The sequence below is a fragment of the Streptomyces sp. SID486 genome (assembly GCF_009865385.1).
GTDB lineage: Bacteria > Actinomycetota > Actinomycetes > Streptomycetales > Streptomycetaceae > Streptomyces.
In genome coordinates, this window is record NZ_WWJT01000048.1 from 45,801 (window position 1) to 57,736 (window position 11,936).

Here is an 11,936-nt window from a genome sequence, read left to right on the forward strand (position 1 = left end):
TATGACCACCACCTGGCTCACCGAGGACCAGCAGGCCCTCGTCGAGACCACCCTCGACTTCGCCCAGGACCACCTGGCGCCGCACGCCCTGGACTGGGACCGCGACAAGCACTTCCCCGTCGATGTGCTGCGCAAGGCGGCCGGGATCGGACTCGGCGGCGTCTACGTCCGCGAGGAGTCCGGCGGTTCCGGCCTCACCCGCACCGACGGCGTGCTCGTCTTCGAGACCCTCGCCTCCGGCTGCCCGTCCATCGCCGGATACCTCTCCATCCACAACATGGTCGCCTGGATGATCGACCGCTACGGCGACGACGCCCAGCGCGACCGGTGGCTGCCCCGCCTGTGCGCCATGGAGGACCTCGCCAGCTACTGCCTGACCGAACCGGGCGCCGGTTCCGACGCGGCAGCGCTGACCACCAGGGCCGTCCGCGACGGCGACCACTACGTCCTGACCGGCGTCAAGCAGTTCATCTCCGGCGCGGGCGCCTCTCAGGTGTACGTCGTGATGGCCCGTACCGGCGGCGCCGGCCCTGACGGCGTCTCGGCCTTCCTCGTCGACAAGGACGACCCCGGGCTCACCTTCGGCCCCGATGAACGGAAGATGGGCTGGAACGCCCAGCCGACCCGCCAGGTCGTCCTGGACGGCGTACGACTGCCCGCCGACCGGCTCGTGGGCCGCGAGGGCGAGGGCTTCCGCATCGCCATGAACGGCCTGAACGGCGGCCGCCTCGGCATCGCCGCCTGCTCGCTCGGCGGCGCCCGCAGCGCCCTCGACCGCAGCCTCGCCCACCTCGCCGACCGGGAGGCGTTCGGCGCCCGGCTCCTCGACGCGCAGGCGCTGCGCTTCCGCCTCGCCGACATGGCCACCGAGCTGGCCGCCGCCCGTGCCCTGGTCCAGCAGGCCGCGGGAGCCCTCGACCGAGGCGACCCGCAGGCACCGTACCTGTGCGCCATGGCGAAGCGGTTCGCCACCGACACCGGGTACTCGGTCGCCGACCGCGCACTCCAGCTGCACGGGGGCTACGGCTACCTCAGCGAGTACGGCATCGAGAAGATCGTCCGAGACCTGCGCGTCCACCAAATCCTGGAAGGAACGAACGAGATCATGCGCGTCATCGTGGCCCGCGGCCTGACGGAGGTGTGCGGATGACCGCCACCGACGAACCCGTCCTGTTCCACACCACCGGCCGGGCCGCCCACATCACCCTGAACCGGCCCAAGGCCCTCAACGCCCTCAGCCACGAGATGGTCCGCCGCATCGACGACGCGCTCGGCAACTGGGAGCGCGACCCGGCCGTGGAGACCGTCGTCATCACCGGTGCCGGGGAGCGGGGCCTCTGCGCGGGCGGCGACATCCGCAGCATCCACGACGACGCCCGCGACGGCGACGGCTCCGCCTCGGCCGCTTTCTGGCGCGACGAGTACCGCCTCAACGCCCGGATCGCCCGCTACCCCAAGCCGTACGTGGCCGTCATGGACGGCATCGTCATGGGCGGCGGGGTCGGAGTGTCCGCGCACGGCAGCGTCCGGATCGTCACCGAACGCTCGCGGATCGCCATGCCGGAGACCGGGATCGGCTTCGTCCCGGACGTCGGCGGCACCTACCTGCTCGGCCTGGCGCCCGGTGAACTGGGCACGCACCTGGCGCTGACCGGCGCACGGATCGGTGCGGGGGACGCTCTGCTCTGCGGGCTCGCCGACCACTTCGTGCCGTCCGCGGCACTGAGGGGATTCATCGACGACCTCGCCGAGATGCCCGTGCGCGACGCACTGGGCCGCCATGTACAGCCGCCCCCCGAGGACGAGTTGGGCAGCCGACGGGCGTGGATCGACTCCTGCTACGCCGCTGGCACGGTCGAGGAGATCGTCGACCGGTTGCTCGCCGACGGCGGCCGGGACGCCAAGGAAGCAGCCGAGACCCTCCTCGCCAAGTCGCCCACCGCCCTCAAGGTCACCCTCGCCGCCCTGTCCCGCGCCCGGCGCCTCGGCCCGCTGGAGCGCGTCCTCGACCAGGAGTACCGCGTCTCCCGCGCCGCCCTGCGGCATCCGGACCTCGTGGAGGGCATCCGCGCCCAGGTCATCGACAAGGACCGCGATCCGCGCTGGTCGCCGGCCACCCTGGTCGAGGTGACCGAAGCCGACGTCGAACGCTTCTTCGCTCCGCTCGGTGAGCGCGAACTCGGACTCGCCGGTCCGGACGCGACCACGGAGGTGGCCTGGTGAGCCCTGCCGTCGCCTTCATCGGCCTCGGGCACATGGGAGCCCCCATGGCCGCCAACCTGGTCAAGGCCGGGCACCGCGTGCGCGGTCACGATCTCGTGCCCGAGGCCGTGGACAGCGCCGCGCGGGCAGGCGTGGAACCCGCGCCGTCGGCGGCCGCCGCGGTCGCCGACGCCGACGCGGTCATCACCATGCTTCCCGCGGGCCGCCATGTCCTGGACCTCTACGACACCCTTCTGCCCGCCGCCCGGCCCGGCACCCTGTTCATCGACTGCTCCACCATCGATGTCGCCGACGCCCGTGCCGCCCACGACCGCGCGGCAGCCGCCGGAATGCGAACCCTGGACGCACCGGTCTCCGGCGGAGTCGTGGGAGCCGAAGCGGCCACCCTCACCTTCATGGCCGGCGGGGGAGAGACCGCGTTCGCCGAGGCGCTTCCGCTGCTCGAAGCCATGGGCAAGAAGGCCGTCCACTGCGGGGGTGCGGGTGCCGGGCAGGCGGCCAAGATCTGCAACAACATGATCCTCGGGGTCTCCATGATCGCCGTCAGTGAGGCGTTCGTCCTCGCCGAGAGCCTCGGCCTGTCCCACCAGGCCCTGTACGACGTGGCCTCGACGGCATCCGGGCAGTGCTGGGCCCTCAGCGTCAACTGCCCCGTTCCCGGGCCCGTGCCGACCAGCCCGGCCAACCGGGACTACCGTCCGGGATTCGCCGCCTCCTTGATGGCCAAGGACCTGGGGCTCGCGGCCAACGCGGCCAGGGCGGGCGGAGTGCACGCGGAACTCGGCCTAAGAGCCGCCGAGTTGTACTCCGCCTATGCCGAGCGAGCCGGTGCCACGGAGGACTTCTCCGGCATCGTACGCACGATCAGGGACCAGAGCGGAGCTGAGGGATGACCACGGAACCGGCCGCCGAGTACGAGACGATCCTGGTCGAGCGCAAGGGCCGGACCGCCCTGCTCACCCTGAACCGGCCCAGGGCACTCAACGCCCTCGACCTCCAGGTCATGAACGAAGTCGTCGCGGCGACCGAGGCCCTCGACCGGGACCCGGGCTGTGGCTGCATCGTGATCACCGGTTCGGCGAAGGCGTTCGCGGCCGGTGCCGACATCAAGGAGATGCAGCCACAGGGATACATGGACATGTACCTGGCCGACTGGTTCGCCGCCTGGGACCGCCTCGGACAACTGCGTACGCCCACCGTGGCCGCCGTCGCCGGATACGCCCTGGGAGGAGGCTGTGAGCTCGCCATGCTCTGCGACATCCTGCTCGCCGCCGACACGGCCGTCTTCGGCCAGCCCGAGATCAAGCTGGGGGTGATCCCCGGCATCGGCGGCTCCCAGCGCCTGACCCGTGCCGTCGGCAAGGCCAAGGCCATGGAGCTGTGCCTGACCGGGCGCACCATGGACGCGACCGAAGCCGAGCGAGCCGGACTGGTCTCCCGCGTAGTCCCTGCCGACGACCTGCTCGGCGAAGCCCTGGCCGTAGCCGAGACGGTCGCCGGCATGTCGCTGCCGGTCGCGATGATGGCCAAGGAAGCGGTCGGGCGGGCCTTCGAGACCACCCTCACGGAAGGCGTCCGCTTCGAACGCCGTCTGTTCCACGCCGTGTTCGCGACCGCCGACCAGAAGGAAGGCATGGGGGCGTTCGTCGGCAGACGACCACCGGTGTTCCGGCACCGCTGAACCACGAAGCCCATGCCCGTACCGTCCGTCCGGTGGGAGAGGAAGATCACGCCGGGCGGACGCGGTCTTGGCCGTGCATGCGTCACGCGGTACGGTCTGTCCGATATCGACGACGGCGAGACGGAAGCCGGTGGGAATCCGGCACGGTCGCGCCACTGTATGCGGGACCCCTTCCTGGGGTGTTGCGTGAGTCAGACCCGTGGCCGTCGTCCTGTGCACCACCGAGATGGGACGCGAACTCCCAGAGGAGGCCCTGCCATGGCGCAGACCGTCGCCCAGCCGACAGCCAGCACTCCCGCCATCCCCGCCAAGCTGCCGTTGAAGGCGATAGCTCCCTGGGCGGTCTTCTTCGGCGTCCTGATGCTGGTCCTGCTCTACTTCGTCGGCGCCGAGCAGGGCGCCACCTCCGTGGTCAACGGCACCGACGTCCACGAGTGGGTGCACGACGCCCGCCACCTGCTCGGCTTCCCCTGCCACTGACGCGAGGGACGCCGCACACCCATGAACTCCGCAACGGTAAGAAACCTCCTCGTGCGGGGCATGCTCGCCGGCCTTGCCGCCGGCGTGCTCGCCCTCGTCGTCGCCTACCTCCTCGGTGAGCCGAGCGTCGACAAGGCGATCGCCTTCGAGGACGCCCACTCCCACGAGCACGAGATGGAAGTCGTCTCCCGCTCCCTGCAGTCCACCGCGGGCCTCGCCACCGGCGTCCTCGTCTACGGGGTCGCCTTCGGCGGCATCGCCGCGCTCGCGTACTGCTTCGCGCTCGGCCGCGTGGGCCGCTTCGGCCCGCGGGCGACCGCGCTGCTGCTGTCCGGCTGCGCCCTGCTCGCCGTCTACGTCGTGCCGTTCCTGAAGTACCCGGCGAACCCGCCCTCGGTCGGCGACCCCGACACCATCGGCAAGCGGACCACGCTGTACTTCCTGATGATGCTGCTCAGCGTCCTCCTCGCGGTCGCCGCGACCATCCTGGGCAAGCGCCTGGCGCCCAGCCTGGGCACCTGGTGGGCGACGGTCGTCGCGGTGGCCGCCTTCGCCGTCGTGATCGGTCTGGCCTACGCGTTCCTGCCCGTCATCAACGAGGTGCCGAAGGACTTCCCGGCCGCCCTGCTGTGGCGGTTCCGCCTGTCCGCACTGGCCATCCAGTCCGCCCTGTGGGCCGGCTTCGGTCTGCTCTTCGGTGAACTGGCGGAACGCCTGCTGGCCCCCAAGCCGGCAGCGGCCACCAGCGGCAGCGCGGTTCCGGCCGCGCACTGATTCCTTCCGGACAACAGAGGGCCCTTCGGAACCATCCGGGGGCCCTCTGGCGTTCTCCGGACACCGAGTCCCACCTCAAGAGTGCGTACGGCTCGACAGTGCAGCCCGACCCGACGCGGACCACCCGGCCGATGAGCGGAGGAACCGAGTGGCCAGAACCCCCCAGCCGCGCCACATCACCCTCGGCGGCCGTGAGGCGGTCGCCCTCACCCGGGAGGAATACGACCAGCTCATCGCCAGCCGACGGCAGATCGGCGGCCAGAGCGCCCGGGTACGGGTCCTCGCCCAGCAGGCCAAGCGCACCGAACAACTGCTCCATGACCTGGAGGCCCTGATCGCCTCACAGGGGGAGGACTGCACCGGGCGGGCCCACACGTCGTCGGCGCCCTGTGCCGAAAGTACGTCCGCCCAGACTGGTTCCTGCCTCCGCTGCGAGCTGGCGGCGTTGCTGCGCCGTCACCGGGATCCGGCGTCCTGAATGTCGGTGACGAGTCCTGGTCGACGTCCGGCACGGCCAGGGGGCGCCCGAGCCGCAGATTCCAGCGCCCAGGCCGGCCGCTGAGCTCGGTCAACGTGAGGGGAGGCACATCGAGGCGTCAGAAGACAGCGGCGGGTATGTCCCACGCCGCACTGATCGCCGCCCGCGCCACCTCCGGCCCGGCCACAGCGAGCACACGACCCTCGACAGCCCCGCCTCCTCCAGCCACCGCGCGACTCTCCCGCACGGAACCTGTACGGACTCACCCCCGTGCGGTGCGCTCCCCGGGTCGGTGAGCCAGCGGGCCACGGCTTCCGGCTCGGTGGCTCCGGCTGTCGGTGTCATGGGGCGTGGGTGTCCACCGCGTACGGCACGTACGTACGCCGGTCCGGGTCGATGGCCAGGCGCCCGCCGGCCGGCGGGCGGGCCCGCTGCGCGCAGTCGCGGCGCTCGCAGATCCGGCAGCCCAGGCCGATGGGTGTCGCGGCGCGGGGATCGTCCAGGGCGATGCCCTCCGCGTAGACGAGCCGGTGCGCGTGCCGCAGCTCGCAGCCGAGTGCCACGGCGAACTCGGCGCGTGGCGCGTGGTGGCCGAAGCCACCTCGGACGATGGTCCGCGCGACCCAGAAGTACCGCTTCCCGTCCGGCATCTCCGCCACCTGTGTCAGGATCCGGCCCGGCGCGGAGAACGCCTCGTAGACCGTCCACAGCGGGCAGGTGCCGCCCAGCCGGGAGAAATGGAAGTCGGTGGCCGACTGCCGCTTGGAGATGTTGCCCGCCCGGTCGACCCGCAGGAAGGAGAACGGCACGCCTCGGCTGCCGCTGCGTTGCAGCGTGCTCAGGCGGTGGCAGACCGTCTCGAATCCGACGCCGAAGCGGGCGGACAGCAACTCGACGTCGTACCGCACCTCCTCGGCGATGGTGTGGAAGGCGGTGTAGGGCATCAGCAGAGCGCCCGCGAAGTAGTTGGCCAGACCGATACGCGCCAGCGCCGACGACTCCGGTGACGTCAGTTCAGCGGCACTGTCGGAGAGTCGGCCGAGCAGCGGGCCGTGCTCCAGCAACGCCAGCTGGGTGGCGAGCTGGAAGGCCCGCTGACCGTCGCTGAGCCAGGGGGAGAGGAACAGCACCCCGGTCTGCGGATCGTAGCGGCGGGCGTCGGGGGAGTGGTCGGGAGCTGCTTGCACGACACGCACACCGTGCCGTTCGGCGAGCCGAGCGGTGATCGGGTCGGCCGCCCGGCCCGGCCGCAGCTCCAGCGCCGCCGCCAGCTGTCCGGCCTCGCTGTCCAGCGGCTCGAAGTGGTTGTGGTGGGCGTAGAAGAAGTCCCGGACCTCGTCGTGCGGCTCGCCGTGAGGCAGCAGTGTTCCGTCGGTCCCCGGTACGGCGAGGGCGGCAGCCTGTTCGGCCGTGTCGCGGTATCTGTGGTGCAGCGCGACCAGGGCACGGGCCACTTCCGGATGGTCCCTGACGGCGGCGGAGACTTCGTCGTCGGCCGGCAGTGACACCCCGCACGCCTCGTCGGCGAGCGCGGCTCGCAGGTCGATGGCGAGCCGGTCGTCGTCGGCCTCGGAGAAGAACTCGGTGTCGACACCGAAGACCTGGGCGATCCGCAGCAGTACGGGTGCCGTGAGCGGGCGTTGGCTCTGTTCGATCTGGTTGGCGTAACTCGTGGAGATGCCGAGGGCGCGGGCCATGTCGACCTGGTTCATACCGTGCTCACGGCGCAGCCGACGCAGCTTGGCGTGGGCGTAGATCTTCCGGTCCGCCGGTCGTCGGGCCATGGGCGCACCTCCCCGTCAGCTTGCCTCCTTGCGAACATAGCATCCGCAGAATTCGCAGTTTTCGCAGATTCGCAGCTCCGCGCTGTACACATTCCGCACTGTGGAGCGGTGGCCCGATGGCCGGTCGCCGGGAAGGCTCTCTCACGTCAGCCGCCTTCAGCACTGCCGCCCGACATCGCGAGGAGTCCCGTGACCGAGCACCACGTCCGTGTCCACCCCAGCGCCGACCGGTTGCCCCGCGAGGACCAACTCGCCTGGAAGCTCGCGGCGGTGGCCACGAGCACCGAGCGTCTGGACGCCGGCAGCGGCGCCATGGCCGTCAACCGGGTGATCGACAACGCTTCGGTCGCCGTGGCCTCGTTGCTGCGCCGGCCGGTCGCCGTCGCCCGCGCCCAGGCCACCGCTCACGGTGCGGCCGGACGAGGGGCCTCGGTCTTCGGGACCCACGCCCGGGTCTCGCCGGAGTGGGCCGCCTGGGCCAACGGCACCGCCGTGCGCGAGCTGGACTTCCACGACACCTATCTGGCGGCGGACTACTCCCATCCCGGCGACAACATCCCGCCGCTGCTCGCCGTGGCTCAGCACACCGGCCGCGCGGGTGCCGACCTGCTGCGGGGGATCGTCGCCGCCTACGAGATCCATGTCGCCCTGGTGAAGGGCATCTGCCTGCACGAGCACCGCATCGACCATGTGGCCCACCTGAGCGCGGCCACCGCCTGCGGCCTGGGTGCCCTGCTGCGGCTGCCCACCGAGACGGTCTACCAGGCCGTCCAGCAGGCCGTGCACACCACGACAGCCACCCGGCAGTCCCGCAAGGGCGAGATCTCCAGCTGGAAGGCGTTCGCGCCCGCCTTCGCCGGCAAGGCGGCCGTGGAGGCCGTCGACAGGGCCATGCGTGGGGAGACCTCCCCGTCACCCGTCTACGAGGGCGAGGACGGCTTCCTCGCCTGGATGCTCGACGGCCCCGAGTCCGGCTACACCGTGCTGCTCCCCGAGCCCGGCGATCCACGGCGGGCCATTCTCGACACCTACACCAAGGAGCACTCCGCCGAGTACCAGGCCCAGGCGATCATCGACCTGGCCCGGCGGCTGCGGGAGAAGACCGGCCCGCTGGACCGGGTGCGCTCCGTGGTCCTGCACACCAGCCACCACACCCACCGTGTGATCGGATCCGGCGCGAACGACCCCCAGAAGTACGACCCCGCGGCCAGCCGCGAGACCCTCGACCACTCCGTGCCCTACATCTTCGCCGTCGCCCTTGAGGACGGGACCTGGCACCACGAGCGTTCCTACGCCCCCGAGCGCGCCCGGCGCCCGGAGACCGTCGCGCTGTGGCGAAAGATCACGACAGTCGAGGACCCGGAGTGGACCCGCCGCTACCACCACCCCGACCCGGACCGCCGGGCCTTCGGCGGACGCGCGGTGATCACCCTGGAGGACGGGTCCGTGATCGAGGACGAGCTGGCCGTCGCCGACGCCCACCCCGCCGGGGCCCGCCCCTTCGACCGGCCCGCCTACGCGGGCAAGTTCCGTACTCTCACCGAGGGAGTCGTGGCACCGGCCGATCAGGACCGCTTCCTGGCCGACGCCGAGCGCCTGGCCGAACTGTCCTCCGCCGAACTGAGCGGCCTGTTCCCGGTCGTCGACACCGCCGCCGTCGCCGCGTACGACGCGGGCCTGCCGAAGGGCCTCTTCTGATGCTGCACACCCGGACCACGCCCGCTCAGCGCCGCCGGGCACTCAGGGAACGACTGGCCGACAACCGGGTCCTCGTCATGCCCGGTGCCGTCAATCCGCTGTCCGCCCGCCTGATCCAGGACACCGGATTCGAGGCCGCCTATCTCTCCGGCGCCGTCCTCGCCGCCGACCTGGGCCTGCCCGACATCGGCCTGACCACCTCCACGGAGGTCGCGGCCCGAGCCCAGCAGACCACGAGGGTGACCGACCTGCCCGTCCTGATCGACGCCGACACCGGTTTCGGCGAACCGGTGAACGCCGCCCGCACCGTCCAGCTGATGGAGGACGCCGGCCTCGCCGGACTCCACCTGGAGGACCAGGTCAACCCCAAACGCTGCGGGCACCTCGACGGCAAGTCGGTGGTCCCGCGCGAGGAGATGAGCCGCCGTATCCGCGCCGCGGTGGATGCCCGCCGGGACCCGGACTTCCTCCTCATGGCCCGCACCGACGCGCGGGCCGTCGAGGGTCTGGGAGCCGCGATCGACCGTGCGAAGGCATACGTGGACGCCGGCGCCGACGCGCTCTTCCCTGAAGCCCTCGCCGACGAGCGGGAGTTCGAGACACTCCGCAAGGCCGTCCCCGTCCCGCTCCTCGCCAACATGACCGAGTTCGGCAAGGGCCGACTGCTGGACGCGCGCACGCTGGAGAACCTCGGCTACGACATCGCCCTCTACCCCGTCACCCTGCTCCGCCTGGCCATGGGCGCCGTCGAGGACGGTCTGCGCACCCTCGCCGCAGAAGGCACCCAGGAATCCCTGCTGCCCCGCATGCAGACCCGCTCCCGCCTCTACGAACTCCTCGGCTACGAGCAGTACACGGCCTTCGACTCGGCCGTGTACGACTTCACCCCCCCGCCCGGCACCTGACGCACCGGAGGCATCCGCCATGACCAGCACCGCACCCGCGATCCACCGCGGCCTCGCCGGTGTCGTCGTCGACACCACCCGGATCTCCACCGTCATCCAGGAGAGCAACTCACTCACCTACCGCGGCTACCCGGTCCAGGACCTCGCCGCCCACCGCTCCTTCGAGGAGGTCGCCCACCTGTTGTGGCACGGCGAACTCCCGGACGCCTCCCAGCTGCGCGACTTCCAGGCCCGCGAACGCGCGCTGCGCCCCCTGGACCGCACCACCTCCGAACTGCTCGCCCGTCTCCCCCGGACATGCCACCCGATGGACGTGCTGCGCACGGCCGTCAGCCTCTTCGGCGCCGAGGACCCCATCGAGGACGACGGCACTCTCTCCGCCAACCGCGCCAAGTCCCTGACTCTGCTGGCGAAACTGCCCACCGTGGTGGCGGCCGACCAGCGACGCCGGCGCGGCCTCACCCCGATTCCGCCGGACCCGGACCTCGGATACGCGGAGAACTTCTTCCACATGTGTCTCGGCGGCGTTCCCGCTCCGGAGGTGGTCCGCTGCTTCGAGATCTCTCTCACGCTGTACGCCGAACACAGCTTCAACGCCTCCACGTTCACCGCTCGCGTGGTGACGTCCACGCTCTCCGACCTCTACAGCGCGGTCACCGCCGCCATCGGCGCTCTCAAGGGCCCCTTGCACGGCGGAGCCAACGAGGCCGTGATGAACATGCTCGATGAGATCGGCGACCCGCAGCGTGCCGAGACGTGGTTGCACCAGGCGCTCGCCGACAAGCGGAAGATCATGGGCTTCGGCCACCGCGTCTACAAGCACGGTGACTCCCGCGTGCCCATCATGCAGGACGCACTGGACCGCCTGGTCGCCCGTGCGGCGGATCCTGAGGTGACCCGCCTCGCCACCCTGCACGCGGCCCTGCGGCACGCCGTGCTCACCCGCAAGGGCATCCATCCCAACCTGGACTACCCGGCCGGCCTCGCGTACCACCTGATGGGCTTCGACACCCCCACCTTCACCCCGATCTTCGTGATGAGCCGCATCACCGGCTGGACCGCCCACATCACCGAACAGCTCGCCCACAATGCGCTGATCCGTCCCCTCGCCTCGTACACGGGCCCGGAGCAGCGGCCGGTGCCGACGGCCGAGTAGGGACACGCGGCTGCGACGTTCCGTACGGGGGACACATCAGGGCCGGGACGCTCATGGCGTCCCGGCCCACTGAAGTGTCCGGTCAGGTCACGCGTCCGGCAACTCGCCGCGGACGGTGCGGGCGGCGGCGACCAGGTTCTCCAGGGAGGCGCGGGTCTCGGGCCGGCCGCGGGTCTTCAGGCCGCAGCCGGGGTTGACCCAGAGCCGTTCGGCTGGGATCGCCTTCAGCCCGGTGCGGAGCAGGCCGGCGGCCTCCTCGGCGCTCGGGACGCGCGGGCAGTGGATGTCGTAGACGCCGGGTCCGGCCTCGCGCGGGTAGCCGTGGGAGGCGAGTTCGCGGGCGACCTGCATGTGGGAGCGGGCGGCCTCCAGGCTGATGACGTCGGCGTCGAGGTCGTCGATGGCCCGGACGATGTCACCGAACTCGGCGTAGCACATGTGGGTGTGGATCCGGGTGTCCGGCCGCACACCGCTGGTGGTGAGCCGGAAGGCTTCGGTCGCCCAGTCCAGGTACGCCGGACGGTCGGCGGCGCGCGGCGGCAGGGTCTCGCGCAGCGCCGGCTCGTCCACCTGGATCACCGAGGTGCCGGCTGCTTCGAGGTCGTTCACCTCGTCGCGCAGGGCGAGGGCGACCTGGCGTGCGGTGTCGGCGAGGGGCTGGTCGTCGCGGACGAAGGGCCAGGCGAGCATGGTGACCGGTCCGGTCAGCATGCCCTTGACCGGGCGGCTCGTGAGGGACTGGGCGTACGTCGTCCAG

At 71.3% G+C, this 11,936-nt stretch carries 11 protein-coding genes, 2 pseudogenes and 1 riboswitch; of the genes and pseudogenes, 10 read left to right on the forward strand and 3 right to left on the reverse strand.

Translation table 11 applies throughout. The features are described 5' to 3' along the window. The first annotated feature begins 1 nt into the window (after window position 1). The 7 genes from GT045_RS02310 (at window position 2) to GT045_RS02340 (ending at window position 5,636) form a co-directional block, all read left to right on the forward strand. A complete protein-coding gene (locus tag GT045_RS02310; RefSeq protein ID WP_161333125.1) occupies window positions 2-1,150 on the forward strand; it encodes an acyl-CoA dehydrogenase family protein in 1,149 nt (382 codons plus the stop codon). Next, complete coding sequence (locus tag GT045_RS02315) at window positions 1,147-2,223, forward strand: enoyl-CoA hydratase/isomerase family protein (protein WP_161333126.1); 1,077 nt, start codon at window positions 1,147-1,149, stop codon at window positions 2,221-2,223. Before GT045_RS02310 ends, GT045_RS02315 begins: the two co-directional genes overlap by 4 nt. Beyond that, entirely contained in the window at window positions 2,220-3,116 is an 897-nt protein-coding gene (gene mmsB, locus GT045_RS02320; RefSeq protein WP_161333127.1) for a 3-hydroxyisobutyrate dehydrogenase, read from the forward strand. The genes GT045_RS02315 and mmsB overlap by 4 nt, the downstream gene beginning before the upstream one ends. Then, window positions 3,113-3,904 (forward strand): enoyl-CoA hydratase, encoded by a 792-nt coding sequence (locus tag GT045_RS02325; RefSeq protein WP_161333128.1) that lies wholly within the window; start codon window positions 3,113-3,115, stop codon window positions 3,902-3,904. The genes mmsB and GT045_RS02325 overlap by 4 nt, the downstream gene beginning before the upstream one ends. A gap of 76 nt (window positions 3,905-3,980) precedes the next feature. Next, a riboswitch (cobalamin riboswitch) is annotated at window positions 3,981-4,126 on the forward strand. Between the two features lie 36 nt (window positions 4,127-4,162). Continuing rightward, window positions 4,163-4,384, forward strand: a complete 222-nt coding sequence (locus GT045_RS02330) for a CbtB-domain containing protein (RefSeq protein ID WP_161333129.1) — start codon at window positions 4,163-4,165, stop codon at window positions 4,382-4,384. A gap of 21 nt (window positions 4,385-4,405) precedes the next feature. Further along, a complete protein-coding gene (locus GT045_RS02335; protein ID WP_161333130.1) occupies window positions 4,406-5,158 on the forward strand; it encodes a CbtA family protein in 753 nt (250 codons plus the stop codon). Between the two features lie 148 nt (window positions 5,159-5,306). Next, a complete protein-coding gene (locus GT045_RS02340) occupies window positions 5,307-5,636 on the forward strand; it encodes a hypothetical protein (protein WP_161286861.1) in 330 nt (109 codons plus the stop codon). 37 nt (window positions 5,637-5,673) lie between these two features. Here the strand turns inward: GT045_RS02340 and GT045_RS39405 are convergent. After that, a pseudogene (locus GT045_RS39405) lies at window positions 5,674-5,966 on the reverse strand (histidine phosphatase family protein); the annotation flags it as partial. 11 nt (window positions 5,967-5,977) lie between these two features. Beyond that, window positions 5,978-7,420, reverse strand: coding sequence for a short-chain fatty acyl-CoA regulator family protein (locus tag GT045_RS02345; RefSeq protein ID WP_161333131.1), 1,443 nt, complete (start codon window positions 7,418-7,420; stop codon window positions 5,978-5,980). A gap of 189 nt (window positions 7,421-7,609) precedes the next feature. Here GT045_RS02345 and GT045_RS02350 point away from each other — a divergent pair, with 189 nt between their 5' ends. The 3 genes from GT045_RS02350 to GT045_RS02360 are packed head-to-tail and all read left to right on the forward strand — an operon-like array spanning window position 7,610 to window position 11,179. Then, window positions 7,610-9,118, forward strand: a complete 1,509-nt coding sequence (locus GT045_RS02350; RefSeq protein WP_161333132.1) for an MmgE/PrpD family protein — start codon at window positions 7,610-7,612, stop codon at window positions 9,116-9,118. Then, window positions 9,118-10,023, forward strand: a complete 906-nt coding sequence (gene prpB, locus GT045_RS02355; RefSeq protein ID WP_161333133.1) for a methylisocitrate lyase — start codon at window positions 9,118-9,120, stop codon at window positions 10,021-10,023. The genes GT045_RS02350 and prpB overlap by 1 nt, the downstream gene beginning before the upstream one ends. 19 nt (window positions 10,024-10,042) lie before the next feature. Further along, window positions 10,043-11,179 (forward strand): bifunctional 2-methylcitrate synthase/citrate synthase, encoded by a 1,137-nt coding sequence (locus tag GT045_RS02360; protein WP_161333134.1) that lies wholly within the window; start codon window positions 10,043-10,045, stop codon window positions 11,177-11,179. Window positions 11,180-11,266: 87 nt separating this feature from the next. Here GT045_RS02360 and GT045_RS02365 read toward each other — a convergent pair. Beyond that, a pseudogene (locus GT045_RS02365) lies at window positions 11,267-11,936 on the reverse strand (5-methyltetrahydropteroyltriglutamate--homocysteine S-methyltransferase); the annotation flags it as partial.

Excerpts from the sequence above, each read along its gene's own strand:
- GT045_RS02330 (WP_161333129.1), top strand. The coding sequence starts at position 4,163 with ATGGCGCAGACCGTCGCCCAGCCGACAGCCAGCACTCCCGCCATCCCC.
- GT045_RS02310 (WP_161333125.1), top strand. The coding sequence starts at position 2 with ATGACCACCACCTGGCTCACCGAGGACCAGCAGGCCCTCGTCGAGACC.
- GT045_RS02335 (WP_161333130.1), top strand. The coding sequence starts at position 4,406 with ATGAACTCCGCAACGGTAAGAAACCTCCTCGTGCGGGGCATGCTCGCC.
- GT045_RS02325 (WP_161333128.1), top strand. The coding sequence starts at position 3,113 with ATGACCACGGAACCGGCCGCCGAGTACGAGACGATCCTGGTCGAGCGC.
- prpB (WP_161333133.1), top strand. The coding sequence starts at position 9,118 with ATGCTGCACACCCGGACCACGCCCGCTCAGCGCCGCCGGGCACTCAGG.
- GT045_RS02345 (WP_161333131.1), bottom strand. The coding sequence starts at position 7,420 with ATGGCCCGACGACCGGCGGACCGGAAGATCTACGCCCACGCCAAGCTG.
- GT045_RS02360 (WP_161333134.1), top strand. The coding sequence starts at position 10,043 with ATGACCAGCACCGCACCCGCGATCCACCGCGGCCTCGCCGGTGTCGTC.
- GT045_RS02315 (WP_161333126.1), top strand. The coding sequence starts at position 1,147 with ATGACCGCCACCGACGAACCCGTCCTGTTCCACACCACCGGCCGGGCC.